Annotated in this window: 31 protein-coding genes and 1 other RNA gene; 16 read left to right on the forward strand and 16 right to left on the reverse strand. The window is 66.1% G+C overall.

Annotation, left to right across the window (positions count from 1 at the left end):
• Positions 1-415 precede the first annotated feature (415 nt).
• Complete coding sequence (locus tag LOC60_RS10655) at positions 416-1,168, reverse strand: glucosamine-6-phosphate deaminase (protein ID WP_230025018.1); 753 nt, start codon at positions 1,166-1,168, stop codon at positions 416-418.
• Positions 1,169-1,444: 276 nt separating this feature from the next.
• Here LOC60_RS10655 and ffs point away from each other — a divergent pair.
• The 4 genes from ffs to LOC60_RS10675 all read left to right on the forward strand — a co-directional run bounded on the left by ffs (position 1,445) and on the right by LOC60_RS10675 (position 6,884).
• An RNA gene (ffs, locus tag LOC60_RS10660) (signal recognition particle sRNA small type) lies at positions 1,445-1,540 on the forward strand.
• Between the two features lie 78 nt (positions 1,541-1,618).
• Positions 1,619-4,666 carry a DNA polymerase III subunit gamma and tau gene (locus tag LOC60_RS10665; protein ID WP_230025020.1) on the forward strand — a complete coding sequence of 1,016 codons (3,048 nt, stop codon included), beginning with the start codon at positions 1,619-1,621 and terminating at the stop codon, positions 4,664-4,666.
• A 100-nt stretch (positions 4,667-4,766) separates the two neighbouring features.
• Positions 4,767-5,363: a recombination mediator RecR gene (recR, locus tag LOC60_RS10670; protein WP_227920863.1), complete on the forward strand. Its 597-nt coding sequence runs from the start codon at positions 4,767-4,769 to the stop codon at positions 5,361-5,363.
• 234 nt (positions 5,364-5,597) lie between these two features.
• The gene (locus tag LOC60_RS10675) at positions 5,598-6,884 is read left to right on the forward strand and encodes an aspartate kinase (RefSeq protein ID WP_230025022.1); all 1,287 of its coding nucleotides are present in this window, start codon (positions 5,598-5,600) and stop codon (positions 6,882-6,884) included.
• On the opposite strand, the gene LOC60_RS10680 is transcribed toward LOC60_RS10675, so the two are convergent.
• Both LOC60_RS10680 and LOC60_RS10685 read right to left on the reverse strand, forming a co-directional pair.
• The gene (locus LOC60_RS10680) at positions 6,881-7,066 is read right to left on the reverse strand and encodes a hypothetical protein (protein ID WP_230025024.1); all 186 of its coding nucleotides are present in this window, start codon (positions 7,064-7,066) and stop codon (positions 6,881-6,883) included. The genes LOC60_RS10675 and LOC60_RS10680 overlap by 4 nt on opposite strands.
• Before the next feature lie 119 nt (positions 7,067-7,185).
• On the reverse strand, positions 7,186-7,401 hold the full coding sequence (locus tag LOC60_RS10685; RefSeq protein ID WP_230025026.1) for a hypothetical protein: 216 nt from the start codon (positions 7,399-7,401) through the stop codon (positions 7,186-7,188).
• A gap of 138 nt (positions 7,402-7,539) precedes the next feature.
• On the opposite strand from LOC60_RS10685, the gene LOC60_RS10690 reads away from it, so the two are divergent.
• Positions 7,540-8,472: a 3-methyladenine DNA glycosylase gene (locus tag LOC60_RS10690; RefSeq protein WP_230025566.1), complete on the forward strand. Its 933-nt coding sequence runs from the start codon at positions 7,540-7,542 to the stop codon at positions 8,470-8,472.
• 19 nt (positions 8,473-8,491) lie between these two features.
• Here the strand turns inward: LOC60_RS10690 and LOC60_RS10695 are convergent, their stop codons facing one another.
• Positions 8,492-9,043: a DUF7010 family protein gene (locus LOC60_RS10695; RefSeq protein WP_230025028.1), complete on the reverse strand. Its 552-nt coding sequence runs from the start codon at positions 9,041-9,043 to the stop codon at positions 8,492-8,494.
• A 174-nt stretch (positions 9,044-9,217) separates the two neighbouring features.
• On the opposite strand from LOC60_RS10695, the gene LOC60_RS10700 reads away from it, so the two are divergent.
• Positions 9,218-9,742: an SRPBCC domain-containing protein gene (locus tag LOC60_RS10700; protein WP_230025030.1), complete on the forward strand. Its 525-nt coding sequence runs from the start codon at positions 9,218-9,220 to the stop codon at positions 9,740-9,742.
• Between the two features lie 46 nt (positions 9,743-9,788).
• Positions 9,789-10,346 carry a hypothetical protein gene (locus LOC60_RS10705; RefSeq protein ID WP_230025032.1) on the forward strand — a complete coding sequence of 186 codons (558 nt, stop codon included), beginning with the start codon at positions 9,789-9,791 and terminating at the stop codon, positions 10,344-10,346.
• On the opposite strand, the gene LOC60_RS10710 is transcribed toward LOC60_RS10705, so the two are convergent.
• Entirely contained in the window at positions 10,343-10,576 is a 234-nt protein-coding gene (locus LOC60_RS10710) for a hypothetical protein (protein WP_230025034.1), read from the reverse strand. The genes LOC60_RS10705 and LOC60_RS10710 overlap by 4 nt on opposite strands.
• Complete coding sequence (locus tag LOC60_RS10715) at positions 10,569-11,066, reverse strand: DUF4442 domain-containing protein (protein ID WP_230025036.1); 498 nt, start codon at positions 11,064-11,066, stop codon at positions 10,569-10,571. The genes LOC60_RS10710 and LOC60_RS10715 overlap by 8 nt, the downstream gene beginning before the upstream one ends.
• Before the next feature lie 150 nt (positions 11,067-11,216).
• On the opposite strand from LOC60_RS10715, the gene LOC60_RS10720 reads away from it, so the two are divergent.
• The 6 genes from LOC60_RS10720 (at position 11,217) to LOC60_RS10745 (ending at position 15,960) form a co-directional block, all read left to right on the forward strand.
• Positions 11,217-11,450, forward strand: coding sequence for a hypothetical protein (locus LOC60_RS10720; RefSeq protein WP_230025038.1), 234 nt, complete (start codon positions 11,217-11,219; stop codon positions 11,448-11,450).
• A 123-nt stretch (positions 11,451-11,573) separates the two neighbouring features.
• Positions 11,574-11,828, forward strand: a complete 255-nt coding sequence (gene purS / locus LOC60_RS10725; RefSeq protein WP_227920839.1) for a phosphoribosylformylglycinamidine synthase subunit PurS — start codon at positions 11,574-11,576, stop codon at positions 11,826-11,828.
• Positions 11,828-12,607: a phosphoribosylformylglycinamidine synthase subunit PurQ gene (gene purQ, locus LOC60_RS10730; protein ID WP_442860413.1), complete on the forward strand. Its 780-nt coding sequence runs from the start codon at positions 11,828-11,830 to the stop codon at positions 12,605-12,607. The genes purS and purQ overlap by 1 nt, the downstream gene beginning before the upstream one ends.
• Positions 12,604-14,913, forward strand: coding sequence for a phosphoribosylformylglycinamidine synthase subunit PurL (gene purL / locus LOC60_RS10735; protein ID WP_230025040.1), 2,310 nt, complete (start codon positions 12,604-12,606; stop codon positions 14,911-14,913). The genes purQ and purL overlap by 4 nt, the downstream gene beginning before the upstream one ends.
• Before the next feature lie 58 nt (positions 14,914-14,971).
• Complete coding sequence (locus LOC60_RS10740; protein ID WP_230025042.1) at positions 14,972-15,364, forward strand: hypothetical protein; 393 nt, start codon at positions 14,972-14,974, stop codon at positions 15,362-15,364.
• Positions 15,365-15,426: 62 nt separating this feature from the next.
• Positions 15,427-15,960, forward strand: coding sequence for a GNAT family N-acetyltransferase (locus LOC60_RS10745; RefSeq protein ID WP_230025044.1), 534 nt, complete (start codon positions 15,427-15,429; stop codon positions 15,958-15,960).
• Here the strand turns inward: LOC60_RS10745 and LOC60_RS10750 are convergent.
• Positions 15,939-16,514 (reverse strand): DUF1990 family protein, encoded by a 576-nt coding sequence (locus LOC60_RS10750; protein WP_331460807.1) that lies wholly within the window; start codon positions 16,512-16,514, stop codon positions 15,939-15,941. The genes LOC60_RS10745 and LOC60_RS10750 overlap by 22 nt on opposite strands.
• Positions 16,511-16,897, reverse strand: a complete 387-nt coding sequence (locus LOC60_RS10755; protein ID WP_230025048.1) for an MmcQ/YjbR family DNA-binding protein — start codon at positions 16,895-16,897, stop codon at positions 16,511-16,513. Before LOC60_RS10755 ends, LOC60_RS10750 begins: the two co-directional genes overlap by 4 nt.
• 121 nt (positions 16,898-17,018) lie before the next feature.
• Between LOC60_RS10755 and LOC60_RS10760 the strand changes: the two genes are divergently transcribed.
• Positions 17,019-17,852: a DUF1206 domain-containing protein gene (locus tag LOC60_RS10760; protein ID WP_230025050.1), complete on the forward strand. Its 834-nt coding sequence runs from the start codon at positions 17,019-17,021 to the stop codon at positions 17,850-17,852.
• On the opposite strand, the gene LOC60_RS10765 is transcribed toward LOC60_RS10760, so the two are convergent.
• The 7 genes from LOC60_RS10765 to LOC60_RS10795 all read right to left on the reverse strand — a co-directional run bounded on the left by LOC60_RS10765 (position 17,849) and on the right by LOC60_RS10795 (position 22,839).
• Positions 17,849-18,292 (reverse strand): CoA-binding protein, encoded by a 444-nt coding sequence (locus LOC60_RS10765; RefSeq protein WP_230025052.1) that lies wholly within the window; start codon positions 18,290-18,292, stop codon positions 17,849-17,851. The genes LOC60_RS10760 and LOC60_RS10765 overlap by 4 nt on opposite strands.
• 55 nt (positions 18,293-18,347) lie before the next feature.
• On the reverse strand, positions 18,348-18,965 hold the full coding sequence (locus LOC60_RS10770; protein WP_230025054.1) for an alpha/beta fold hydrolase: 618 nt from the start codon (positions 18,963-18,965) through the stop codon (positions 18,348-18,350).
• A gap of 196 nt (positions 18,966-19,161) precedes the next feature.
• On the reverse strand, positions 19,162-19,425 hold the full coding sequence (locus LOC60_RS10775) for a hypothetical protein (protein ID WP_230025056.1): 264 nt from the start codon (positions 19,423-19,425) through the stop codon (positions 19,162-19,164).
• Between the two features lie 116 nt (positions 19,426-19,541).
• Complete coding sequence (locus tag LOC60_RS10780; protein ID WP_230025058.1) at positions 19,542-20,336, reverse strand: hypothetical protein; 795 nt, start codon at positions 20,334-20,336, stop codon at positions 19,542-19,544.
• The gene (locus LOC60_RS10785; protein WP_230025060.1) at positions 20,320-20,820 is read right to left on the reverse strand and encodes an RNA polymerase sigma factor; all 501 of its coding nucleotides are present in this window, start codon (positions 20,818-20,820) and stop codon (positions 20,320-20,322) included. The genes LOC60_RS10780 and LOC60_RS10785 overlap by 17 nt, the downstream gene beginning before the upstream one ends.
• A 256-nt stretch (positions 20,821-21,076) precedes the next feature.
• A complete protein-coding gene (locus tag LOC60_RS10790; RefSeq protein ID WP_230025062.1) occupies positions 21,077-21,883 on the reverse strand; it encodes a carbon-nitrogen hydrolase family protein in 807 nt (268 codons plus the stop codon).
• A 128-nt stretch (positions 21,884-22,011) separates the two neighbouring features.
• Complete coding sequence (locus LOC60_RS10795) at positions 22,012-22,839, reverse strand: alpha/beta fold hydrolase (RefSeq protein WP_230025064.1); 828 nt, start codon at positions 22,837-22,839, stop codon at positions 22,012-22,014.
• 68 nt (positions 22,840-22,907) lie between these two features.
• Between LOC60_RS10795 and LOC60_RS10800 the strand changes: the two genes are divergently transcribed.
• Together LOC60_RS10800 and LOC60_RS10805 are read left to right on the forward strand one after the other, a co-directional pair.
• Positions 22,908-23,393: a MarR family winged helix-turn-helix transcriptional regulator gene (locus LOC60_RS10800; RefSeq protein WP_230025066.1), complete on the forward strand. Its 486-nt coding sequence runs from the start codon at positions 22,908-22,910 to the stop codon at positions 23,391-23,393.
• A 55-nt stretch (positions 23,394-23,448) separates the two neighbouring features.
• Complete coding sequence (locus LOC60_RS10805; protein WP_230025068.1) at positions 23,449-24,444, forward strand: DUF2804 domain-containing protein; 996 nt, start codon at positions 23,449-23,451, stop codon at positions 24,442-24,444.
• A gap of 63 nt (positions 24,445-24,507) precedes the next feature.
• Here the strand turns inward: LOC60_RS10805 and LOC60_RS10810 are convergent, their stop codons facing one another.
• Entirely contained in the window at positions 24,508-25,797 is a 1,290-nt protein-coding gene (locus tag LOC60_RS10810; protein ID WP_230025070.1) for an adenylosuccinate synthase, read from the reverse strand.
• Positions 25,798-25,985 lie beyond the last annotated feature (188 nt).

The raw sequence follows: 25,985 nt of genomic DNA on the forward strand, positions 1-25,985 counted from the left end.
AAAATAAATTGGTATCAATAAACTTGGCACACTATTGAGTTCTCAAACAACAGACGCAATCCGAAAATACTCGGGAAAACAATGTTTTCCCTTTCTTCTTCGCTGCAGTGTTTTCCAGGAAAGCGTTTCCGCCGTTCCCGACCCAGCACCAACCGGAGTCTTTCCCACCGGCCCCGCAAAGGGCACGCACTGGTTGGACTCTGTTTTTTGTTGGGGTTTGGCCGCCATGCTCGGGCGCTTTTCCAGCGTCCCGGCCGCGGCGACTTCTAAAACTTTACACACCTTTGCCCGTAGCCGCAAATCGGATTAGGGGTGACCCCGGACACCCATTCGACGTCGGAATCCGGCACCGTTTCCGGCGGGTTAAAACCGGTCACCGGCCACCCGAAAGTGCCGGTCGAATCTGCGCTCCGCCCTAGACGGGGGGCAACAGGGCTTCTTCCAGGCCCGCCAGCCCGGAGGCGGCGGCCTCGTCCGCAATAACGGTGACCCGCTGATGCAGCTGGAGGATGGAAGCCGGGCAGTCAGTAGTCACGGGTCCGGTCAGTGCGCGCTTCAGGATTCCAGCCTTGTCCCCGCCCCGGACCAGCAGCAACAGGTGCCGTGCACGCCGGATGGTTCCGAGCCCCTGGGTAATACAGAACCGGGGAACCTCGGCCGGCGAGGCAAAGAACCGGGCATTGGCTCTTCGCGTCGTTTCGGACAGGCGCTGTACCCGGGTGCGGGAGTCCAGCGGCGAACCGGGCTCATTGAAGGCCAGATGGCCGTTGTGTCCGATCCCCAGCAGCTGAAGGTCAACTCCTCCGGCGTCTTCCAGCCTGGCCTCGAATGCTTCGGCAGCCTGTGCGGGGTCCTGCGCACATCCCTCCGGTACTGCCACACGGTCCGGGTCCAGCCCCAGCGGACGGGTGACTTCCCGGTCAATGACCGCGGCATAGGACTGGGGGCTGCCGGCCGGCAACCCTACATACTCATCCAGTGCAAAGGCGCTGACGCGGGACAGGTCCAGTTCGTGCGCCGCCAGGGCACGGTAGACCGGCAGCGGCGAGGATCCCGTGGCCAGTCCGAGCACGGACGCCGGCCGGTCCCGAACCAGTACCTCTATAAAGGAGGCGCCAAGCTCACCCAGCCCGGCGGCGTCGGGCACTGTATACAGGGCGAGGCTCACGGCACTGCCCCCGCGCCGGCGTTGCTTGGTGCAACACCGGCTGTATATAGGGCGGGATTTAGAACTGTATATAGGGCAAGGCTCAATGTTGCCTCCGGTTGGGGCGGTCAGAGGCGGGGCCGCCCGATAGACCAGCATCAGTTGGGAACGGCACTCCCCGCTCCTGGTCCAACGGTTTTCCAGTATGGCCCGTGCCCCGGCCGGGGCTCCATGCCCGGTGGAAAACGCCCGGAATCCGCCGCGAGTCGAGGCCCGGAATTTTCGGGTAGACTGGTTCCCGGCCCCTCATGTGGTGTCATCCTGTGAACTCCCCCAGGACCGGAAGGTAGCAAGGGTAAGCGGGCTCTGGCAGGTGCATGGGGGGTCTTTAATTTTTTTGAGGAAGTGGAGTTTCCGCCGTGCCTGCCGCCGGAGGAAAAACCGTCAGTGCCAACCGATAGGCTTCTATCTGTGAGTACAGCCCTTTATCGCCGCTACCGTCCCGAGAGTTTCGCAGACGTGATCGGCCAGGAGCACGTCACTGAGCCGCTGATGGCGGCCCTGCAAAAGAACCGCGTGAACCACGCGTACCTCTTCTCCGGCCCCCGCGGCTGCGGCAAAACCACCTCTGCGCGCATCCTGGCCCGCTGCCTGAACTGCGCCGAAGGCCCCACTCCCGTCCCCTGCGGCAAGTGCGACAGCTGTGTTGAGCTGGCCCGCAACGGTTCCGGAAGCCTCGACGTCATCGAGATTGACGCGGCCAGCCACGGCGGCGTCGACGACGCCCGTGACCTCCGGGAGCGCGCCACCTTCGCCCCGGTCCGGGACCGCTACAAGATCTTCATCATCGACGAGGCCCACATGGTCACGTCCGCCGGCTTCAACGCCCTGCTGAAGATCGTCGAAGAGCCGCCGGAACACATCAAGTTCATCTTCGCCACAACGGAACCGGACAAGGTCATTGGCACCATCCGTTCCCGTACCCACCACTATCCGTTCCGTCTCGTTCCGCCGGAACCGCTGCTGGCTTACCTTGAAAAGCTCTGTACCCAGGAGAACGTTGCGGTAGCCCCCGGCGTACTGTCCCTCGTCATCCGTGCCGGCGGCGGATCCGTGCGGGATACCCTTTCCGTCCTTGACCAGCTCATGGCCGGCGCCGGCCCCGACGGCCTGGACTACGAATTGGCTGTCTCGCTGCTCGGTTACACCCCGGTGTCCCTGCTCGACGACGTCGTCGACGCAGTTGCCGCCGCAGACGCAGCTACGGTGTTCCGCGCCGTGGACCGTGTCATCCAGACGGGCCAGGACCCGCGCAGATTCGTCGAAGACCTGTTGGAACGCTTCCGTGACCTGATTATCGTCAACGCGATGCCGGACAGTGCGGCCACCGTGCTCCGCGGTATGCCGGAAGACCAGATCAGCCGGATGCAGACCCAGGCCACCCAGCTGGGCGGCAGCGAACTTTCCCGCGCTGCAGACATCACCAACACCGCACTGACCGAGATGACCGGTGCCACGTCGCCGCGGCTGCACCTCGAACTGCTCTGCGCCCGCATCCTGCTTCCGGCCGCGGACCAGGCCGAACGCGGAACGGCCGCCCGTGTGGACCGGCTGGAGCGCCGGCTCAGCTATGCAGGCGATCCCACCGAGGCCATGGGCCGCGCCGCCGCTGCCGCGTCTCCGGTGAACACCATTCCTGCAGCCGCACCCACGGCTTCGCAGGCCGGCTCGGCACCTGCCGTTGACGAAGCCCCGTCGGCACCCCGGGGAATCGACACCGCAGCAACTCCCGTCCCCAACGCAGCGGCGGCAGCGGACACCGCTGCTCCCGAAGCCGCACGTGAGGACAGCAAGCCTGCCGGGAGTTCCCTGGACTGGGGCGGAACCTGGTCCACGCCTACGCAGGCGCCTTCCCCTGCGGATGCCCCTTCCGCGTCAAGCTCCGCGCCCGCAGCGGGATCCAACGGTTCGCGGCCTGCCGCCGGCCGACCGTCCCAGCCTGCGCCGACTCAGACAGCACCGACGCAGCAGGCACCGGCTCAGCCTCAGCAGCGGCAGGCTCCGGCCCAGCAAGGACCAGCCGGCCCCGGTTCGGCTCCCACCGCCGGCGGAAGCGGACAGATCGAGATGATCCGCCGCGCCTGGCCGGAAATCATGGACGCCCTGACCAGCATCCGCCGTGCCACCTGGCTGAACGTCAGCAAAAACTCCAGCCCGCGCGCCTTCGACGGCAAGGTGCTTGAACTTGCCTTCACCAACCCGGGCGCTGCCACCAACTTCAACCGCCCCGACCATTTGGAAAACCTGCGCAAGGCGATCCATCAGGTCCTGGCGCTGGACTGCCAGATCAATCCGATCCATGACAGCTCGGCGTCAGCGGGTGAGTCGGGCCCAAAAGCCGATAGCCGGCAAGCGCCGGCATCCGCACCGGCCGCCAAGGCACCTGTAGCGCAGGCACCGGTGGCCCCGGCGCCGTCGGCGCAGGCCCCTTCTGCTCCGGAACCGACGGCGCAGGCAGCCAAGCAGGCTCACGCCGCTCCCACGCAGCCAACGCCGGCACCTTCAACGCAGCCGGCGGCGGCGCCAGCGGCGCAGCAGGCGCAGCCAGTGGCGGCACCGGTGGCAGCACCCGCATCGGTTACACCGGCGGAGGCTGCTTCCCCCAAGGAACCGGCGGCACCGGACGCACGCGTGCCCGGACCAGCAGCCGGCGCACCCGTCAATGCAGCTACGGCCGCCCTCCGGCGTCGAGCCGCCAGCACAAACGGTGGTGCAAACAGCACTGGCAACGGAAGTCCCTCCAACGGCCCCGGACATGCCGCCCGAGGCACCTCCGGCAGGAACGGCAGCACCGGCGGACGCACCGCAGGGCGGTCCGGCGGAAACCGGCCGTCGGATGAGCCGTGGCCGGACGAACCCAGCGACCCGTTCAACGATGCACCGGAAAGCAATGCCTGGGAGACCGCCGAGGCACCCGTGGACGTGTACTCCGGCGGGCACCTTTCGGACTCCGAATGGGCCAGCACCGACTGGGCCGGCACCGGGTCCACCACCCGGCCGGCAAATGGAACGCCGGATCCCCGCGCCGCCAACGGATCGGCGTCAGCGACATCACCGGCAGCAAGCGCACCCGCAGGTGCCCCCGGAGCCGGGGTGCCGGCGTCGGCCGCACCCACCGCCTTGACGGCTCGGCCCGGAACCAAGACCGCGCCCAGCCAGGGCGGCGCAACGGCACCGGGCGCCCCGACGTCGGCTCCCCCGGCGGCCGGAACTGCAGCCACGGCCGGCGGCGCCCCCAACCAGCCGTTGAGCCGCTATCAGAAACTGCTCAATGAGGCTGCCCAGCGCGGCGGCGGAGCGCCCGCCCGGGGGAACCGGCCAGTAGACTCGACCTACGTCGAAGATGTTCCCAGCGCGGATGACATCACGCTTGAGGACTCCGGGATGGTGGGGCGTAAGGCGATCGAACGGATTCTGGGGGGCCGCCTGATCGAGGAACGCAGCCTGGACGGCCGCTGACCGGCATTGGTTCCCTGCCCGGCACACCACCGGTGAAACAGCATAAAAACCCAAGCAACTACCAGCTATAAACGCAGTCCAACCCAGCAGAGAAGGTTACGTGTACGAAGGTGCCGTTCAGGAACTCATTGATGAACTAGGCCGTCTTCCCGGCGTCGGGCCCAAGTCCGCCCAGCGCATCGCGTTCCACATCCTCGAGTCCGATCCCGATGACATGAAGAAACTGGCCACCGCCATTGTCACCGTCAAGGACCGGGTCAAGTTCTGCAGCGTCTGCGGTAACGTCACCGAGCAGGAAACCTGCACCATTTGCCGGGACCCGCGGCGTGATCCGACCATGATCTGCGTGGTCGAAGAGTCCAAGGACGTGATTGCGGTGGAGCGTACGCGGTCCTTCCGCGGCCGCTACCACGTGCTGGGCGGGGCCATTAATCCCATTGCCGGCATCGGCCCGGACCAGCTGCGCATCCGCGAACTGCTCAGCCGGCTGTCGGATGAGCAGATCTCCGAAATCATCATCGCCACCGACCCGAACCTCGAGGGCGAAGCCACGGCCACCTACCTGGTCCGGATGCTGAAGACCCTGGGCATCAAGGTCACGCGCCTGGCCTCCGGCCTGCCCGTAGGCGGAGACCTGGAATACGCGGACGAGATCACCCTCGGCCGCGCCTTTGAGGGCCGCCGGAGCATGTCCTAAGCCAGGACGCTCCTTCGGGGCCTGGCCGATCCGGGTTCCGGCAGCTCGGCGGTACGTCGGGTTCGTCGGCGGCCTCAGGTTACGTGAATGTATTTCGGCACTGCACGACGGCGGCGATAGACTTTCTGGACGGACGCGTGGGTAGTACCGCCCGCTTTCCTCAGGGAACAGTTCGAAGCCGCGTCGAAGATGCCGGGCACCAGCAACCGCAATGAAACTTGAGAAAGTGTACGCATGAGCCTGATAGTGCAGAAATTCGGCGGATCCTCCGTAGCGGACGCCGAAGGCATCAAGCGCGTGGCTAAGCGCGTGGTGGATACCCATGCCGCCGGAAACGAAGTGGTGGTTGTGGTCTCCGCCATGGGTGACAGCACCGATGAGCTGCTGGACCTGGCCGGCCAGATCACCACTTTGAACAACGCCCGGGAAATGGACATGCTGCTCAGTGCCGGGGAGCGTATCTCAATGGCACTGCTGGCGATGGCCATCAACCAGCTCGGCGGCTCCGCGCAGTCCTTCACCGGCAGCCAGGCCGGCATGATCACCGATGCGTTCCACGGCAAGGCCCGGATCATCGACGTTTCCCCGCACCGCATCAAGACCGCCATCGAGCGGGGCGACATTGCGATCGTTGCCGGTTTCCAGGGCGTCAGCCAGGACAGCCACGACATCACCACCCTCGGCCGCGGCGGTTCGGACACCACGGCCGTGGCCCTGGCAGCGGCCCTGGCAGCGGACGTCTGCGAGATCTACACCGACGTCGACGGCGTGTACACCGCCGATCCCCGGGTGGTTGCCAGCGCCCAGAAAATCGAGAAGATTTCCAGCGAGGAAATGCTGGAAATGGCGGCATCCGGCGCCAAGATCCTGCACCTGCGCTGCGTGGAATACGCCCGCCGCTTCGGTGTGCCCCTGCATGTCCGCTCGTCCTTCAGCTCACATGAGGGAACCTGGGTCCTGCCCAGCCCCGATGACAAAATCAAGATTCAAGAGGGAGAACCCTTGGAACAGCCCATCATCTCCGGCGTCGCCCATGACCGCTCCGAAGCCAAGGTCACCGTGGTGGGCGTCCCGGATATCCCCGGCAAGGCCGCAGAGATCTTCGGCATCGTGGCCGGCGCCAACTCCAATATCGACATGATCGTGCAGAACGTCTCCACGCAGGGTTCGGGCCGGACGGACATTTCCTTCACGCTGCCCATCATCGACGGCAAGGAAGCCATCGATGCGCTGAACGCAGCCAAGGCCGAGGTCGGCTTCGACACCATCGACTACGACGAGCAGATCGGCAAGCTCTCCCTCATCGGCGCCGGCATGCGCTCCAACCCGGGCGTCTCGCACCGCTTCTTTGAAGCCCTGCACCACGCCGGAGTCAACATCGACATGATTTCCACTTCGGAGATCCGCATCTCCGTGGTCACCAGCGCCCAGCTTCTGGACACGGCGGTGCGCGCGGTACATGCGGCCTTCGAGCTCGACGGCGACAGTGAGGCCACGGTGTACGGCGGCACCGGCCGCTAGGGTTCCGGCCTAACCGGCTGGAGCGGGGAATCCGCCGACAGGCCCCGCCTGCTGCGGGCCCGGTGGATCCACAGGGCGGCTGCCGCCTCGATCAGTGCCGACAAGGCGACACCGGCAAGGAACATGGCCACGGGCCGGCGGGTCACGATGCCGGCCAGCAGGACCAGCGGACCAAAGAGCACGATGTAGTACGCGGGCCGCGCGCACCCGGGGTATAAGCCACGCCCCCAGCAGGGGTCCTACGATGACGAGCGCTACGAACACGGTCTGCACCAGTCACATATGGGTGCCCAGGAAGTGGCTAATGACGCTCGCGGGAGACGATGTAACTGCTGCCGTCCGCGCGGGTGACCGTTTCCCACATGGCTTTCTCCTGCTCCTGCTGCACCTTGAGCAGGGCCTGGTTCTCCTCGGTCATGGGATGGTCCAGCGACCCCTGCTGCGCCGGTCCGAAGATCAGCCGCACTTTGCCCGTGGTCCGCATGAACCGGGACACGAAGCTTTCCTTCTCAACCATGCTGCACCTTTCCAACGGGCATTGCCGTTCTTATCGTACTAAGGATTGGTCGGCTGCCTTGGGGCCGCCGGGGCCGCACGGGAGCCAGCGCAGGCACCGGGTGACGGACACCCGGCGAGGCAGGATAATGGAACGGTGATTGCTTCCGCCCGCCCCGCCGTCCTGACCGAGGACCAGTGGCTGCCCCGCCAGGCGGCGCACGAAAACCGCGTCCGGCCCTTCACCGAAGGTTTCCTTGCCCGGCGCTCGGCCGGCCGGAAGCACCCGGTGGAAGATTTCCTGTTCACCTACTACTCCCAGAAACCCGGACAGCTGCTGCGCTGGCACCCGGGTGCCGGCGTCGTCCTCACCGGCCCTTCCGCGCTCGAGCGCACCGGTTGGAAGTTCTACCGGACATTGACGGACGCCGAACGGGAAGCCGCGGGACTCGACGCCGACGCACCCGCCGTCACCGTTGATGTCGACGGGTTCGCAGCGGTGCGCGGCGATGCCCTCGGGTTTACCACCATGCTGCTTTCCCGCACGGCCGCCCGTAAGCCCGTGCTGGGCTGCTTCGGCATGCACGAGTGGGCCATGGCGTACAAGTCGGAGGACAACGGCATCCGGCACGACTACCTGCAGCTTCGGCTGGGTGCGGAAGGGACCGACGAGCTGGTGGAGCGCAGCCGCATCCGCTGCACCCATTTCGATGCCTTCCGGTTCTACACGCCGGAGGCGGTGCCGCTGAACGAACTCACGCCCACTCGCGAAAACCAGCGGGACCTCGAGCAGCCCGGCTGCCTGCATGCAAACATGGACCTGTACAAGTGGGCCTACAAGCTGGTCCCGCTGCTGCCCAGCGAAGTGGTGATGGACGCCTTCGAACTGTCCTGGCGCATCCGGGAAATGGACATGTGCGCCTCCCCCTACGACCTGGCGGATTGGGGTTACACGCCGATCGCCGTGGAGACTCCCGCCGGCCGGGCACAGTATGCAGCCGCACAACGCGGCTTTGCCGAGGAATCGCAGCAGCTGAGGTCCTGCATCCTGAGTCTGCTGGAACCCGTCGTTCGGCCCCTAGCTGACCGGTGAACTGATTTCGACCGCTGTATCAGCCCAGTTCTCCGAAGCCGGCTGCCGTGCAGGCCGCTCCGACGATGAGCAGCGTCCCGCTGCCGAATAGACCACACCAGAAGCTGCGTGCCGCCGACCGGTCCGGCACGAGGGCCGCTATCACCGCAACGGCTGTCAGCACCACTCCGGTGAGGATGAAGATCGGCTGCATGAATACCCACGCCAGCGGGATGAAATGGATGCCAACGATCGCGAGGATTATCGGTGCGACAAGGTCACGGCGCTTCCGGCGTGAGGCAATAATGACGAGGACGATCATCGAGGCCACTTCCAGCCAGAACACGGCAACGTACCAGGCGAAGGCCGGCCCCCCGAAAACGATTGCGGTTGGCTGAGCCCAGTTGCTGATCACGGCCGGAATAGTGACGGCCGCCAGCGCAACACCGCCCAGGCCCAGGGCGCCGAGGAGGATGCGCCAGCTCAGGTGCTGCGGCGGACGCTCCTGGGCCCACCCTGCCCACGCGAAAGCGGCCACTCCGAAGATTGCCCCTGTCATGAGCAGGTCCCGCGGAAACTCGGTGATGATCACGTGCACGCCCCTTCGTTCCGGCCTACCCTAGCCGAGGGCACCACCGCAGAAGGGGACCGGCGCACTCGGTTGCCGGTGTAGCCCAAGACGCGTCCAAGACCGATAATGGACGGTGGATCGCCGCTTGGTGCGGGCCCGCATCCTGAGCCTGCTGGAACCCTTTGGAGGGCAGCTATGCAGCCAGAGCCAACCGGCCGGGTTATCCGCACCGGTCCCGATACCTACGACCTAATCCTGAACCGCCGGTTCACGGAGCCGCCGGCAGCAGTGTGGCCCAGCTTCACCGACCCGGACCAGACGGCCCAGTGGTTCGGCCGCTGGGAAGGAACCCCGGGCAGGGGCGGCACCGTTGACCTGCAGATGCTCTTCGAAGAGGGACTGCCCTGGAGCCGGGTCCGCATTGCCGACTGTGTCTCGCCGGAATTGCTGCGCCTGCTGGTTGAGGACGAATACGGCAGCTGGGACCTGGAAATCCGCCTCCGTGACGATCCGGCCGGAAGCGTACTGGACTTCATCCACCATTTGGAGGATCCGCAGGCCGTTTCGAGCGTTGGGCCGGGCTGGGAATACTATCTGGACCGGCTGCTGGCCGCCCGCAGCGGCGACCCGGCACCGGACTTCAATAACTACTTCCCGAGCCAGGGACCCTACTTCTCGGCACAGGCAGAGGCTGCTGAGGATTCGGCGGGTCCTGCTTGACAGGGTTGGCTAGGCTGGTGGCTCCGCAACCAATGGAGGCCGTTCAGTGCGCAACATTTCAGGAACCGTACTAGTTCCCCTGCTGCTGTGCACTGCCGCCCTGCTGGCAGCCTGCGGTGCCGACTCCGGCCAGTCCCCGGACTCCCCGCAGTCCCCCGGCGAATCATCCCCGGCCACACCCGGCGTCTCCCCCACACCCGGCGCCTCCCCCACTCCGTCCGTCCCCCCGGCTTCTCCCCCGGAGCCCGGCAGCACCGCTACCGAAGCACCTGTTTCACTGACCATCGAGTTCAGTGTGGACGGGACAACGCCGAGCAGCACCTGGACACTGCAGTGCGACGGCGCCGTGCCGCGGGAGGGCTCGAACGTCCCGGATCCGGCAGGGGCCTGTGCCCTGCTCGCGGAACAGGGCGCGGCCGCCCTCGCGGAGCCGGCAGCGGACCAGCTCTGCACCCAGCAGATCCGCGGGATGCAGCGTGCGCACGTCACCGGAATGGTTCGCGGCGAGGCCGTGGACACGAGCTTCTCGCTGAAGGACGGCTGCCAGATTTCGCGCTGGGAACGGCTTACGGCCCTGCTGGGACCTGCGGACGGCACCCTCTAGCTACGACGCACGCTTTCCCGCCGGGCCAGGATCACCAATGTACAGATGGGCCCCAGCACGGGGAATATCAGGCAGAAGAGAAGCAGCCCAAGCCGCTCCCCGGCAGTGACTGCGCTCGAACGGGCCAGACGGATGACCGCCCACACCAGCAAAAGCAGCAGTGCTGCGGCGATGCCGGAAACCAGGACTGTGTCGCCCGTCGGGATGGTCGGGTTGGCGCCGTTATTCACGGACCGCCGCCGTTCCGCTGGGCTCCGGCACGCCGGCCTGGTCCCGCTTCCGCCGCACGTAGACCTGCTTGCGTATCCGGGCCACCACTTCGCCGCTGCCGTCGGTCACGTCCACGGAGAACCACTCGAGTACCTTCTCTCCGTCCCGGGCCAGCCCGCGCAGGCGTTCGACGTCGGCCGGATCCAGGACAAACTCTGCCCGTACCTCGCCCTTCCCCGGCTTCATGAACTCAATCTCGGCGGCGCGGTCCCAGACAACATGGTCACTGCCGAGGTGATGGAGCAGCAGCATCATCCAGAACGGATCGGTCATGGCGAACAGCGAACCGCCGAAATGCACCCCCGCCACGTTCTTGTTCCACCAGTAGGACCGCAGCCGCACGGAAACACCCAGATATTCAGGATCCAGTCGGGTGACCCGAATGCCGGTGAAGGCAAAGGGCGGCCAAATGTTCATGAACCGGCGGACCGTGGCCGGCTTCGCTTGCATCAATTTCACGCTTCACTGTAACCGGAGGTGATCCGGACCACGTCACCGGCAACCCTGTACATACCCCGGCACCTCATGGCATATTATTGAGTAAGCATGCTTAGTATCTTCCGGACGACGATGTTCCGGTCTCAACTGAAAGCACAAAAATTGTCTATTGAAGCAAGCCCCGAGGACCAATACCTCTGGGCACGCGGGCTCCTGGAGTCCGATGACGCGGAATACATGCATTGCGGCGAACCCATGCAGCCCCGGGACAGCCGGCAGCGCTCCATTTTCGAACCGATCACCGTGGAATCCATGCCGCAGGAACCGGTGGACGTACAGCTGGAGACCACTGTGCTCCGCTGCGCCTGCGGCTTCCAGCTGGAGATCCCGGCCTAGGCCAGACCAGTCACCGTAACGCAGGTAACGCCGCTAGAATGGCAAGTGCAAGCTCGCGGAGCGCTGAATCAGCGTGAGACGGCAAGGTCCGCGGCCACCCATCTCGTCTAGAGGAGCTGCCGGATGCCCCGGATCGTTGTTGATGTTATGCCCAAGCCTGAAATCCTCGATCCGCAGGGCAAGGCCATTGCAGGGGCGCTCCCCCGCCTGGGACTGACCGGTTTTGCCGGAGTCCGCCAGGGCAAGCGCTTCGAGCTCACCGTAGACGGAGACGTCACCCCCGAAATCCTGGAGCAGGCCCGCACCGCCGCCGCGACGCTGCTGTCCAATCCCGTGATCGAAGACGTCACCCGCGTTGAAGTAATCCCGGAGGCCTGATCTTGAGCACACCCCTGATCGGCGACTTTTCCGTCGCCCCCGAAAACGACGCGCTGCGCGCCGTCCGGATAGGTATCATCACCTTCCCCGGCACCCTGGACGACCGCGACGCCGCCCGCGCCGTGACCATCGCCGGCGGCACCGCCGTCGGACTCTGGCATGCCGAAGCGAACCTGCAGTCGGTGGATGCCGTAATCATCCCCGGCGGGTTCTCCTACGGCGACTATCTGCGCGCCGGAGCGATTGCCCGCTTTGCCCCGCTGATGGAAAAGGTAGTGGACGCCGCGGCTGGCGGCATGCCCGTGCTGGGCATCTGCAACGGCTTCCAGATCCTCACCGAGGCGCACCTCCTGCCCGGTTCCATGATCAAGAACAACCACCTGAAATTCTCCTGCGCGGACCAGCTGCTGCGCGTGGAAAACAACACCACCGCCTGGACCAACGCCTACGAACCCGCCGCCGGGATGGTTGTTCCGCTCAAGAACCAGGACGGGCAGTACGTCGCAGACGAGAAAACGCTGGACGAGCTGGAAGGCGAGGGCCGGGTGGTCTTCCGCTACGACGGCGAGAACCCCAACGGGTCCCGCCGCGGCATCGCCGGCATTTCCAACGCCGCAGGAAACGTCGTCGGGCTGATGCCCCACCCCGAACACGCCGTCGAACCCGGTTTCGGCCCGGATTCCTCCGCCTACGGCGAGGTCGGCCTGGGCTACGGCACCGACGGGCTGCGCATCTTCAGCTCTGTCCTCAACTCGCTCGTTGCCGGAGGCAAGTCATGACCGTTTCCCCCAGTGCTGCCGCTGAGCAGAAGAAGTTCCGCATCGACACCGTTGAGCATGCCGCCGCCACCCCTGACACCGAGCTGCCCTGGGCTGAGCTCGGCCTGAAGGAAGACGAATTCCACCGCGTGGTGGAGATCCTGGGCCGCCGCCCCACCGCGGCGGAACTGGCCATGTACTCCGTGATGTGGTCCGAGCACTGCTCGTACAAATCCTCCAAGGTGCATTTGAAGCAGTTCGGTGACAAGGTCACCGACAAAATGAAGGAACACCTGCTGGTGGGCATCGGCGAGAACGCCGGCGTCGTCGACATCGGCGAGGGCTGGGCCGTGACCTTCAAGGTCGAATCCCACAACCACCCCTCCTTCGTGGAGCCCTACCAGGGTGCCGCCACCGGCGTCGGCGGCATTGTCCGCGACATCATCTCCATGGGCGCCCGCCCGGTGGCCGTGATGGATCCGCTGCGCTTCGGCGCCATCGACCACCCGGACACCGCCCGCCTGGTGCACGGCATCGTCTCCGGCATCGGAGGCTACGGCAACTCCCTGGGGCTGCCCAACATCGGCGGGGAACTGGTCTTCGACTCCGTCTACCAGGGCAACCCCCTGGTCAATGCCCTGGCCGTGGGCGTAATGCGCCACGAGGATATCCGCCTGGCCAACGCCTCCGGCGCCGGCAACAAGGTGGTGCTCTTCGGTGCCCGCACCGGCGGCGACGGCATCGGCGGCGCCTCCGTGCTGGCCTCCGAGTCCTTCGATGCGGACAAACCCTCCAAGCGCCCCGCCGTCCAGGTGGGCGATCCGTTTGCCGAAAAGGTGCTCATCGAGTGCTGCCTGGAACTGTTCAAGTCCTCCGTGGTGGAGGGCATCCAGGACCTGGGCGCGGCCGGCATTTCCTGCGCGACGTCGGAACTCGCTTCCAACGGCGACGGCGGCATGCACGTGGAACTGACCAACGTGCTGCTGCGCGATCCCACGCTCACCCCCGGCGAGATCCTGATGTCCGAGTCCCAGGAACGCATGATGGCCGTGGTGACGCCGGAGAACGTGGAAGCGTTCGAGGCCATCATGGACAAGTGGAACGTGGAGTACTCCTGGCTCGGCGAAGTCACCGGCACCGGCCGGCTGATCATCGACTGGGACGGCGAAACCATTGTGGACGTGGATCCGCGCACGGTGGCCCATGAGGGCCCGGTGTACCAGCGCCCCATGTCCCGGCCGGCCGCGCAGGACAGCATCCAGGCCAACTCCTTCAACGCGGAACGGCCCTTCGGCAGCGCCGCGGTCAAGGACGCCATCCTGGAACTCATGGCCTCGCCGAATATGTGCGACAAGTCCTGGGTCACCAACCAATACGACCGCTATGTGCAGGGCAACACCGCCCTGGCCATGCCGGACGACGCCGGTGTGGTCCGCGTGGATGAAACCACAGGCCTGGGCGTCGCTGTTTCCACCGATGCCAACGGCCGCTACTCCTACCTCAATCCGTACGAGGGCGCGAAGCTGGCCCTGGCCGAGTCCTACCGCAACGTGTCCACCGCCGGCGCCAAGCCGCTGGCGGTCACCGACTGCCTGAATTTCGGCTCCCCGGAGGACCCGGAGGTCAGGTGGCAGTTCGCCGAGTCCGTGCGCGGGCTGGCTGACGGCTGCCGCGAACTCGGCGTGCCCGTCACCGGCGGCAACGTCTCGCTCTACAACCAGACCGGCGGCGTCGCCATCCATCCCACCCCCGTGGTGGGTGTGCTGGGCGTGTTCGACGACGTCGCCCGGCGCACGCCGTCGGGCTGGCGGCAGGACGGCCAGGCCATTTACCTGATGGGCACCACGCAGGACGAGCTGGACGGCTCCGAATACGCGAACCTGCGCGGCCACCTGGGCGGACAGCCGCCCAAGGTGGACCTGCAGGCGGAGAAACTGCTCGGGGAACTGCTGGTTAACGCCTCCCGTGACGGCATGATCGACGCCGCGCATGACCTCTCCGAAGGCGGCCTCGCCGCCGCACTGTCCGAGATGGCCCTGCGCTTCGGCGTCGGCGCCCGGATTGGCCTCGGCGAGGTGTGCGAACGTGACGGGGTGGACCTGTTCACCCTGCTGTTCTCCGAGTCCCAGGCCCGCGCCGTCGTCGCAGTGGCCCGGAGCGAGGAAGTCCGGTTCAAGGACATGTGCTCGGCGCGAGGTTTCGCCCATGCCCGGATCGGTGTGGTGGATACGGAGATCGGCGCCCTGGACTTCCAGAGCAACTTCACCCTGCCGCTGGATGAGCTGAAGGCTGCCCACGAAGGGACCCTGCCCCGCTACTTCGGCTAGTTCGGCCGCCTGCACGCGGCCCGGCATGGCCTGCCGGGTCCGTGTAGGCTCCTCAGGCATGGAGAAGCCTAACCGAACGCAGCAGGTCCGCCAGATTGGCGGAGTACTAAGCCTGGCGGCGGGCGCCGTCCCACTAATCATGAGCCTGCCGTATCTATTCAGCGGGGATGACCGGCTGACGGCCGGTCTCACCGTTGCGGCCGGGCTGCTGGCAGCAGGCACCGGGGTGTGGCTGCTGGCGGGGGCCCGCAGCCGGGGCCGGGAACAGGTGCTGACTGCGGATCGGGGACGGGTAAAATTCATGGCGGCGATCGCGGTATTGTGCGCGGTAATGCTCATTACTTCGCTGCTGCTGCTCCAACAGCCCACGACGTCCACGGGGCTATTCGGATTCCTCCTGGCGAACTCGTTTCGGATGCTCTTCGTACCTGTTGGGCACCAAACCAGGTAGCGCCCTCCGGGTCCGGGTGCGTTGAATGATGCAAAACCCGAAAGTACGTGCAAAATTGGCTCGTGAGCATAACCCCCGAGAGCCTCGCAGCAAACGCAGGCATCCCCACCCAGCGCCTGTCGCTTGACGTGATGACCGCGGCCGAAGTGGACGCCCTCATTATCCAGACGCGCCGGCCGGACTGGGCCGAGGACTTCCCCCAGCCCACCGATTACGACGCCGCCCGCCGGGCTTTTGAGGCGGGCCTCCTGACGCCGGCGGCGGCATCCTTCGGGATGCGGCTGATCCGTGAGTGCTCCACATCCCTGGTGGTGGGCACCATTGGTTTTGAAGGGGTCCCGCTGGAGAACGCCGTGGAGGTCACCTATAACGTCGTGCCGTCCCGCCGGGGGCAGGGATACGCGGCCGAGGCGCTTATTGCCCTGACACGCTTCATCCTGGACCAGCCAGGAGTGGAGGAGGTCACCGCGTACACCGAACCCGCCAACGAGGCGTCTCAGTCCGTGCTGCTCACTGCCGGATTCCTTCCGGAGGAGGAAAGTACGATGGTGCTGCGGTTCAGCCTTAGGCGGGATCAGCTTCCGGAAGCCAGTTGATAGGCTGCCCTGAAATACCGGTTGGTGTAGAACTGCTGGATCCGCACGTTGACCAGGTTCACGGCACCGACCACCCGATTGCCCGGGCGGCTGTACGCCGCGATCCGGAAATACAGTCGGCCGTCCTCGCCGAGTTCGGCATAAAAGCCCTCTTCACCCCTCTCCGGGTGTCCCGGCAAGGTTCCATACCCAAAACCGCTGCGCTGCCCGCGGACCGGGACGCCGTCGTCGTCCAGCACTGCCTGCGTTGACCAGATCACCCGGCACGGCGCGTAGTAGCGCACCCGCCCGAACCCCACGCCCGAGGCCATATCCACACCGGGGGCGGCCCGCGGCGTCCCGGGCGCCACGTACAGCCCCGCCCGGCGGTGCAGGTCCCAGTCCAGCAGCCCGGTGGTCAGACGGAGGAACGCGGCCTGCGGATCGGTGACGGTCAGTTCTTCCTTGCGCAGCACCAGCCGGTAACCCGCCGGCCAACGGTCTGTCATCGGTGCCGGATAGGGCCGCTCGGTCCTCCCCTGCTCCGCGTAGGTGAAGCCTGCCGAGCCCCTCACCCGCCGGCCAGGCCCTTCCAGGACAGTGATTCCCGGTCCTTGCGCGGCAGCGAGGCCACCACCAGGTCATAGGAGTCCTCCACCAGGTCCCGGATCATTTCCCGGGGCAGGCCCGTGGCCACCTCCACCTGGTTCCAGTGCGTCTTGTTCATGTGCCATGCCCCGGAGATCTGCGGATGCGCGGCCCGAAGCTGCAGTGCCAGTTCCGGCTCGCACTTCAGGCTGATCATCAGGGGCTCATCCGCAAGCGCCGCCAGGGCAAACATTTTCGCCTTGCCGTCGGCGGCCCGCACCTTGAAGACCGAAGACTCCGGGCCGAAGGGGAAGTCTTCAAACGCGCCGGGCAGGGCAAGGCACAACCGCCGAAGTTCACCCGCATCCATGCTCCAAAGCCTATCCCCGCCTCCCCTGCCGTGGCACTGCCGCAGCCTATGGGTGCAAGGATAGGAAGGAACAGGTAAATTGCTGCGGGCGTGCCGGCAGCGGAGCGAAGGACTTACGGTTGTGAAGCAGAATAACCACGGTGCCCGGCCCGTCAGCGAGGCGGCGGAGCGCGCCGCCGATTCCAAGGCCTTCGAGCGGTTCGCGCGCGTTGGTTATGTGGCCAGCGGGATCGTGCACATTGTCATCGGCGCCATTGCCCTGCAAATCAACGCGGGCGGCTCCGGCAACGCGGACACCAGCGGCGCCGTGGCCGCCGTGGCTGAACAGCCCGCCGGGTATGTGCTGGTCTGGTTCTGTTTCCTCGGCTGCTACGCGCTGGCGCTGTTCCAGCTCACCCGGATCTTCCTCCCGGGCAGGCAGCTCAAGGACAAGGAGCTGTGGAAGGACCGGGCCAGGAACGCCGGTCAGGTGGTTGTCTACGCGGCCATCGGCACGTCCTTCGCCTCCTTTGCCTTGGGTCGCGGCAGCAATGACGGCAGTTCTTCCTCGGTCGGCTGGACCGCCCGCCTGCTGGCAGTTCCCGCCGGCCAATGGATTCTGGGACTGGCCGGGCTGGTGGTGGTGGGCATCGGCGGCTACTTCATCTTCAAGGGAGCCACCCGCCGCTTCCGTCGGGACCTGACCGGCATTCCCGGAACGCTCTGGCCGAAGGCCGTGGACATCACCGGTGTGGCGGGCTTCATTGCCAAGGGAGTGTCGCTCGGCATCCTGGGCGTGCTGCTCACCGTGGCTGCCGTGAATGCGAATCCGGAGCAGTCCACCGGGCTCGACGGCGCCCTGCATACGCTGCGCGGCCAGCCCTTCGGCATGGTGTTGCTGGCAGCGGTGGGAATAGGGCTGATGCTCTACGGGCTGTACATCGGAATTATCCGCGCCCGGTTCGCCAAGCTCTAGAGCCCGTAGCTTGGCGCTTCGATCACCGGGCAGGCGTCCATCACGACGTCGAGCCCTGCCGCTGCCGCGCGCGCTGCGGCGGCTTCGTCCACCACGCCGAGCTGCATCCACACGGCCTTTGCACCCGCTTCAATGGCCTGGTCCACGATGTCGCCCACCCGGTCCGAGTTCACGAAGCAGTCCACCACGTCGATGCTCCCCGGGATCTCGCTGAGCCGGCGGTAACCCTTGTTGCCGTGTACGTCGTCGCCCTTCAGGCTCACCGGGATGATCTCCATGCCCAGGTGATCCTGGATGAAGCGTGAGACGCCGACGGCGGGGCGGAGCGGGTTGTTGGACAGGCCCACGATCGCCCACCTGGCGGTTTTGTTCCGAAGCAACCGCTCGATAACCTCAGGGTCGTTGACGCGTGCGGTGCCGGCACCGTTGAACTGGGACATCTGCCGTCCTTTGCTGAGAGCTCGAAGATTGGGCTCCAGCTTACGCCGGAAGCACTCAGCTCAGGAAAGATTCAATGGCATCGGTCAGGGCGGCATCCGGAATGCCACGGGTGTCGGATTCGAGCAGCAGGAACTCGCCCGATTCCAGGGCATCGGCGGTCTGCCGCGCCAGGTCCTGGGTGTCTTCGCCGCTGCTGCTGCCGGCCATAACGAGGACGGGGATGCGGATACCGCTGAGCCCCTCGATTTCGGTCTGCAGGACGAGCAACTCGTCCTCGCCGTCCGCGAGGGAGAGGGTTGGCTCCAATGCGACGACCCGGCTGACCACCGTGGATTCCTCGGCCGCCCGGAGGGCCAGGAAGGCCCCTTCGTCAAAGCCGTAAAGGTCCGTGGATTCCCCGGCGACCTGGAGGACTGCCAGCAGATCATCAACGTCCGACTCCGCGGTGTATTCCTCACCCATGCCGCTTTCACCGATGCCCCGGCGGTCATAGGTGTAGACGGTGTGGTTCTGCTTCAGGGCGTCCGCCAGGACCACCGTTGCGGGACTGCTGCGGTGCGCCAGCAGGGGCCCTACGATCGCCAGCGGCGGGCCGCTGCCCTGGCGGGACCACGCAATTGGCGTTCCATCTGCGGACATCGCGATTCCGGAGGCACCCGAAGCTGATTCCATGGCCGGCTCCTGCTTGTTGGGGGGGGTAGGAGGATGCGGGGACCTGACAGCACTCGCCGCACCCTGCTTCAAAATTAGGAGTCGACGGCGCGGGAGGTCAATGCCCTCTGCCGGCAGGTGCACCGAAGTACTGCAGACGGCAGTTCCAGGGCTGACCGGCGGACCCGCGGGACCGCGCCCCCTGCGGGTCGGCGGCTCAGTGCAGGCGGCGAGTGAGCGTAACCCGGTCCAGCACTACGGAGCCGCCCATGGCCTGATGGACCTGCAGGAATTCGGTGGGCGAGACCTCCAGAATGGAGCTGTCCGCCCGAGCAGGCAGCAGGTCCTCGCGCAGGCCCTCTATCAGATCGAGGAACAGCCGGGTGGCCTCTCTCCGGGACATTGCCTCGGTGAAGGTCACCCGGTGGGCGGCCGAGGCCATCTTGTAGCCCGTCTCGACCACAATCACGTATTCGTCCACTCCGGCCTCCTGGGTGCCTGCGGCGTACGCGTCCTATCCGCAACCTAAGCCCATGGGCGGCCCAAAACGCAACGGGAACGGACCCAATCCGCCCGTTCGCGGAAAGGAGCGCCGTCCTACCGGTCCCGGCCGGACGGGTCACGGCCCAGGGAGTTTCCGCCGCCAGTGCCCCAGCCAGTGCCCCGGCCGTTGCTATCCCGCGAGGAAACCTGTCCACCGTATGCTGCAGCGCCGGCTCCCGGTCCCATCGTGTCGCGGACCAGGCCGTCGGACCGCCGGTTCTCGTTGGGGACGTAGCCGGTATGCGGGCCGAAGCCAGTTTGCCCGCCGGGACCGGCATGGTCCCTGCGGGTACCGTCGTCACCGGGACCCGGACGCGCCTCGTGCTGATTGTCCGGGACCGCCGGTGGAGCGGGAACTACCGCCGGGGCAGGCGTCGGAGCGGGAGCAGGCTCGGGGGCGGGAGCGGGAACCGGGACGGCTTCCACAACCGGTGCGGGCTCCGGTGCCGTAACTGCGGCGGGAAGCACCGGCTCCGCGGTTTCCTTAGGGCCAGCCGGTTCGGCCCGATCCAGGGTGGGTGCCTCCGGCGTGAAGGTGACTTCGGGAGCCGGATCCGCCCGGACCAGGAAGTCAGGGTAGGCCGCCACCCCGCCTGCACCGACGGCCATTGCCCCGATCAGGGCTGCGCCGAGAATAATGCCTCGTCCGCCCCGGGCGCGGGGGCGAAGCGGCACGGGGGTCCCCGCAAGAAGGGCGGCGAGTTCTCCGACCGGCTCCGGCGCGGGTGCACGGGATTCGCTGCGCAGGGCCAGCAACTCCTCCACCAGCTCGGGGGTTTCCTCTACTCCGGATTCGGCCAGGAGGCCGCGGACGTAGAGTCTGTCCTGTTCATCAAGATGCTCGCTCATTGTTCGGTGCCTCCTTCCGTTCCAATTGGTTTTTGAGTACTTCAAGGGCGCGGCGCTGGAGCTGCTTGACCGCTCCGGCACTGCGTCCCATGATCTTTGCCGATTCTTCAATGGAAAGATCAGCCACCACGCGCAGGAGCAGGACTTCCTTCTGCTGGGGCGTTAGCCCTTCCAGGAGGGCGGCGGCTCCGGCACCGGCGCCGAGGACGGTTTCCTCGGCGGATTCCGTTGCACGGCGGTCCAGCTCCGGATCGAACACGGCCGTTACCGGCTCGCGTTCGCGCCGTCGGACGTCGTCGACCATACGGGCGTGGGCAACGGAGAATGCGAAGGTGCGGGCACCGTGCAGCCCGCCCTTGACCGTCTCCAGTTTGGCGAACAGCGTCAGGAAAACTTCCTGCGTGAGTGCTTCGGGGTCTTCGCACCCCTTGGAGCGGAGGTAACCGAGCACGCCCGGCGCGAAGTCGTCGTAAATCTTCCGCAAGGCCTCCGGTTTCCGGGCACACGCATCACGGAGCGTTTGCTCAGTAAGCGGTGTTGGCACGGCGGAATCACTTTCCTGGGATGCGGAGTGGTCCAAATGCTACCGTGCCCGCCGCCGTAGACGCGTGCGCAACGGCCGCACCGATGCTTGTTGGGGGGATAAGCCTCGGCGCGGCCGTTACAAACAGGTAATCGCCCCTAGGTACGAAAAAGTTACGCAGGCGGGCGGAATTCTTTTCCCGGGGTTTTTCCGACCCCTAGTGGGCCTCCACAATCTGCGTGTTTTCGGCGAAACGTCGGTTCCTTAACACCGGCAGGAACTCCCGCACATCGTCGATCCGCTGGCGCGTGACATCCGCCGTCACCACCGCTTCACGCTCGTCCTCCAATGCCGCCTGCGGCACTCCCATGGGGTCCAGGATGGCGGAGTGGCCCACGGTATGCCGGCTGGAGGTACCGGCCGCCGCAACCCACAGGGTGTTCTCGATGGCGCGGGCCTTGAGCAGTGTTTCCCAATGATCGATCTTGTGTTCACCCTTGAACCAGGCCGCCGGCACAGCCAGCAGGTCCGCGTCGAGATCGGCGAGCGCCCGGGCCAGTTCCGGGAAGCGCAGGTCGTAGCAGGTCATAACCCCCACCCGGAGGTCCCCTACCTGCATCACCTTGACGCCGCCGTCGCCCGGTTTGATCCGGGTGGATTCCGCGTAGCTGAACGCGTCGTACAGGTGCAGCTTGCGGTAGGTGTCCACTATGCGTCCGGTCGCATCGATGAGGACCAGGGTGTTGAAGGGGCGTTCCTCACCGCTGGATTCGTACCCGCCGGCGATCACCGCGATTTCCAGCTCGGCGGCGAGTAGGGACAGATGGGAGACGAAGGTGGTCCAGGAGGCATCGACGGCGACGGCGAGCGGTCCCTCCACCTTCCCGATGCTGAACATGGATTCCTCGGGGAAAATGATCAGTTCGGAACCCTCGGCGCGGGCCTTGCCGGCCAGGGAGCGCATGGTGTCCAGGTTCTCCCGGACCTCACCGGCGGGGCTGAACTGACCGACGCTGACTTTCACGGGAAACCACCTTCGCTTCGGGCTTGGTTGCTCCCAGCCTAGAGCAGGTGAGCGTAGTTCTGCAGGATCCTCCGCGAAGCGGCAGATCGGTGACCGGACCAGTGCCGCAGCCGCACCAACCCCGGCGGCTATCTGTCGCCCTGAGCGGCCCAGAAGTCCAGAATGTTCCGGGTAACTTCAGCGGGAGCCACGAGCAGCGGCGCGACATGCCCACCGCCGGTCACCGGAACGAACCGTCCGTCAGGCAACGAACGGGCCGCCCGTTCCGCCTCACCGGCATCGTTCATGGCATCGTCCCGGCCGGCCATTAACAGGGTCGGCACCTGCAGCCGCGGCAGGAGGGGACGAAGATCCGGACGGCGGAGCATCAGGGAGCGCATGGCCCAGTATTTTCCCCGCCTGTCGCCGCGTTGAAAGGCGGCGGCAACAACTGAGGCAGCTGAAGGCGCGTTCCCGGCGGATCCCTGCCCAACCAGCGCGTCCACCACGACTTTGCTGAGTGGCCGCGGGCCCAGAATCCGGTACAGCGGGACCAGGAGTGCGGTCTTCCGGCGATCCGCCCCCTGCAGCGGATAGGCCGGGGTGCCGATGGCCACCAGAGTCCTGATGCGGGCCGGAAAGCTATCCGCCAGGAGTAGGCCCACATGCCCTCCCCAGGCATTACCGACCCAGTCAACCGGGGCAGCAACCTGTAGGGCGTCCATGACCTGCGCCGCCGCTGTGGCGCAATCCTGCAGGGAGTAGAGCCTTCGGGGACCGGGACTGTCTCCATGCCCGGGACCGTCCACCAGGAAGAGTTCGCGCCCGTCCCCCAGTTCTTGGGTGACGAGGTCAAAAGTCTCCGAATCAACGAACATGCTGTGCCACAGGAACACCGGTGGGCCCTCGCCGATCCGGCGGATTTTGATGGGGCCAACGGCCGTAGGGACCACGGTCGACGTTGTTTTCGTATCCATGCCCGCCTCCTAAGAACGGATCCTTGGAATGCTTCGGATTCCGAAGCTTGTGCCCTAGACTTTCCACCATGTCACTGCCGCCGTCAAGAGGTTCCGCTACCGAAAATCCTGACCGGAGGCGGCTCCCGGTCGGCCAGCTTCTGGTCCGCCTCCTGGCCGAATTCAGACGTGTCCTGCTCGAAGAGGCAGACCGGCACGGATACGGGGATCTCCGCCCCGCCCACCTGCAGATCACCGGCAATATCGGCACGAAGGGAATCCGTCTGACGGCGCTCGCCGCAAGGGCGCAGCTCAGCCTCGCCGCCACATCGGAACTGGTGAATGAGCTGCAGAGCCTGGGATACCTGATGCGCAAGCCCGACCCCGCTGACGCACGGGCAAAACTGATCCTGCCAACTCCGCGCGGGCTGCAGCTGCTCAGCGATGCCTCGGACAAGGTTCGTGAACTGGAACAGCTGTGGGGAACATACGCGGGAGAGCAGCACTTCGAAGCAGCAATGTGGACTCTCCAGGACATTCTGGACGCAACTCGACGGCCGGCCGGCAACGGATAGACCGTGCGGCTGCGGCGTCAAGGCTTATCCCTCCGCTCCCCTAGACTTGGGCCGCATGGATGAAATCACTGCCCCCGTTGACCTCGGCTCGGCTGCCGGGGTGCTGAATCCGGCAGCCGTGGGCTTTGCCCGCAGCGCCCTGCACCGTCCCGTCGTTCCCTCCGGCGCCAAAGGCGGCTGGCGGACCAAGCGCTGGGAGTACTGGGGCATCCTCACGCCCGAACTTGCCGTCGGCCTGACCATTGCCCACCTGGATTACGCCTCCACCCTGCAGCTGTACGTGTTCGAGCGCAGCACGGGCAAGGAGACGAGCCTGGAGCCGCTGAAGATCCTGCCCTCGTATGCAGATGTTTCCCTGCCGGATTCGCTGCCGCCGCTTACCGCCTTCGGTGCCTTCGGCGGTGCCGGCCTGCGCTTTCACGACGCCGACGGCGGCACCCGCCTGCAGGCCTCGTCTTCCCGGATCTCGGCGGACCTGTTCGCGGAAGCGGACGGAGATGTCCTCGGGGTGGTGGTGCCGTGGTCAGCGAACCGGTACCAGTACACCCTGAAGGACGTGGCCCGCCGGGTCTCCGGCACCGTCACGGTGGACGGCCGGAAGTATTCGGTCGGCGGAGCGGATTCGTTTGCCGTGCTGGACCGCGGCCGCGGACGGTGGCCGTACTCGCAGCGCTGGAACTGGGGCGTCGGCTCCGGCACGGTGGACGGCACCCGGCTGGGGCTGCAGATCGGCGGCAAGTGGACCGCCGGCACCCCGGCCACGGAAAACGCCCTGATTGTGGACGGGCGGCTGCACCATTACGACGGCGAACTGGAGTTTGCGTACGATCTCGCCGATCCGGCGTCGGCCTGGCGGGTGCGCGGGCCCTGGATCGATGCCGTGCTCACCCCGTTCCACCGCCGCACCGCGGCAACGAACGCCGTCGTGATCAGTGCCCGGACCTGGCAGGCCTTCGGCACCTGGGCCGGAACGGCCCGGACCCCGGACGGCACCGAGTATTCCCTGGACGGGCTGGGCGGCTGGATCGAGGAGGCCCGCAACCGCTGGTAGCCCGGTAGACGCAAGGAAGGCCCCCAGCCTCAAGGGCTGCGGGGCCTTCCGTGCGTGGTGGCTTTACTCGTTGATGAGGTCCCGCACCACGATGGTCTGGTCGCGGTCCGGGCCGACGCCGATGGCCGAGAAGCGCGTACCGGACATCTTTTCCAGTGCCAGCACGTAGTTCCGGGCGTTTTCGGGCAGGTCCTCGAGGGTCTTGGCCCCGGTGATGTCCTCGGTCCAGCCGTCGAAGTACTCGAAAATCGGCTTGGCGTGGTGGAAATCGGTCTGCGTCATCGGCATCTCGTCGAACCGCACGCCGTCGACGTCGTAGGCGACGCAGACCGGGATCTTCTCGATGCCGGTGAGCACGTCCAGCTTCGTCACGAAGTAGTCGGTGAAGCCGTTGACGCGGGAAGCGTGGCGGGCCAGGACGGCGTCGTACCAGCCGCAGCGACGCGGACGGCCGGTGTTCACACCGAACTCGCCGCCGGTCTTCTGCAGGTACAGGCCCATGTCATCGAAGAGCTCGGTAGGGAACGGGCCGGCACCGACGCGGGTGGTGTAGGCCTTGATGATGCCCACGGAACGGGTAATCCGCGTGGGGCCGATGCCCGAACCGACGGACGCGCCGCCGGCGGTCGGGTTGGAGGAGGTGACAAACGGGTAGGTGCCGTGGTCCACGTCCAGGAACGTGGCCTGGCCGCCCTCCATGAGAATGACCTTGCCCTCGTCCAGCGCGGAGTTCAGCTCGTAGGTGGAGTCGATGACCATGGGTCGCAGCCGGTCCGCGTAGGAGAGGAAGTACTGGACTACCTCTTCGGCGTCGATGTCGCGGCGGTTGTAGACCTTCAGCAGCAGCTGGTTCTTCTGCTTCAGGGAGCCTTCGACCTTCTGGCGCAGGATCGACTCATCGAAGATGTCCTGCACGCGGATGCCCAGCCGGGCGACCTTGTCCATGTACGCCGGGCCGATGCCGCGTCCGGTGGTGCCGATGGCACGCTTGCCCAGGAAGCGTTCGGTGACCTTGTCCATCACCTGGTGGAACGGTGCCACCAGATGCGCGTTGGCGGAAATCCGGAGCTTGGAGGTGTCTGCGCCGCGGGATTCGAGCCCGTCAATCTCGGTGAAGAGCGCCTCCAGGTTCACCACGCAGCCGTTGCCGATCACCGGAATCGCGTTGGGGCTGAGGATGCCGGCGGGCAGCAGCTTGAGTTCGTATTTTTCACCGCCGACGACGACGGTGTGGCCGGCATTGTTTCCGCCGTTTGGTTTGACGACGTAATCGACGCGGCCGCCGAGCAGGTCGGTGGCCTTACCTTTACCTTCGTCGCCCCACTGGGCGCCGACGATGACAATAGCGGGCATGGGATCCTCCCCCATTAGATACGGGACGGAGCTGCTTGGTTGCAGATCCGCTACCGTGCATGAGAACGCCCCTGAACTCGCAGGTCCTGCCGTTACGGCGTACCTTGGCGCAAGTTGCGGGGCTCTTACCTGCCAAGTTTAGCCGATCATGCTGTTGCTCACTCAAGAATGCGCTGCAGGGGCATCTA

The sequence above is a fragment of the Arthrobacter sp. zg-Y769 genome (assembly GCF_020907405.1).
In the GTDB taxonomy this organism is placed as follows: domain Bacteria; phylum Actinomycetota; class Actinomycetes; order Actinomycetales; family Micrococcaceae; genus Arthrobacter_B.

Coding starts and splice junctions, on each gene's coding strand:
- LOC60_RS10755 (WP_230025048.1), bottom strand. CDS start 16,897: ATGGATGCGGGTGAACTTCGGCGGTTGTGCCTTGCCCTGCCCGGCGCG.
- LOC60_RS10685 (WP_230025026.1), bottom strand. CDS start 7,401: ATGGTTGAGAAGGAAAGCTTCGTGTCCCGGTTCATGCGGACCACGGGC.
- LOC60_RS10795 (WP_230025064.1), bottom strand. CDS start 22,839: ATGGATACGAAAACAACGTCGACCGTGGTCCCTACGGCCGTTGGCCCC.
- LOC60_RS10675 (WP_230025022.1), top strand. CDS start 5,598: ATGAGCCTGATAGTGCAGAAATTCGGCGGATCCTCCGTAGCGGACGCC.
- purL (WP_230025040.1), top strand. CDS start 12,604: ATGACCGTTTCCCCCAGTGCTGCCGCTGAGCAGAAGAAGTTCCGCATC.
- LOC60_RS10800 (WP_230025066.1), top strand. CDS start 22,908: ATGTCACTGCCGCCGTCAAGAGGTTCCGCTACCGAAAATCCTGACCGG.
- purS (WP_227920839.1), top strand. CDS start 11,574: ATGCCCCGGATCGTTGTTGATGTTATGCCCAAGCCTGAAATCCTCGAT.
- LOC60_RS10780 (WP_230025058.1), bottom strand. CDS start 20,336: ATGAGCGAGCATCTTGATGAACAGGACAGACTCTACGTCCGCGGCCTC.
- LOC60_RS10715 (WP_230025036.1), bottom strand. CDS start 11,066: ATGCAAGCGAAGCCGGCCACGGTCCGCCGGTTCATGAACATTTGGCCG.
- LOC60_RS10700 (WP_230025030.1), top strand. CDS start 9,218: ATGCAGCCAGAGCCAACCGGCCGGGTTATCCGCACCGGTCCCGATACC.
- LOC60_RS10810 (WP_230025070.1), bottom strand. CDS start 25,797: ATGCCCGCTATTGTCATCGTCGGCGCCCAGTGGGGCGACGAAGGTAAA.
- LOC60_RS10765 (WP_230025052.1), bottom strand. CDS start 18,292: ATGTCCCAGTTCAACGGTGCCGGCACCGCACGCGTCAACGACCCTGAG.
- LOC60_RS10770 (WP_230025054.1), bottom strand. CDS start 18,965: ATGGAATCAGCTTCGGGTGCCTCCGGAATCGCGATGTCCGCAGATGGA.
- LOC60_RS10805 (WP_230025068.1), top strand. CDS start 23,449: ATGGATGAAATCACTGCCCCCGTTGACCTCGGCTCGGCTGCCGGGGTG.
- LOC60_RS10740 (WP_230025042.1), top strand. CDS start 14,972: ATGGAGAAGCCTAACCGAACGCAGCAGGTCCGCCAGATTGGCGGAGTA.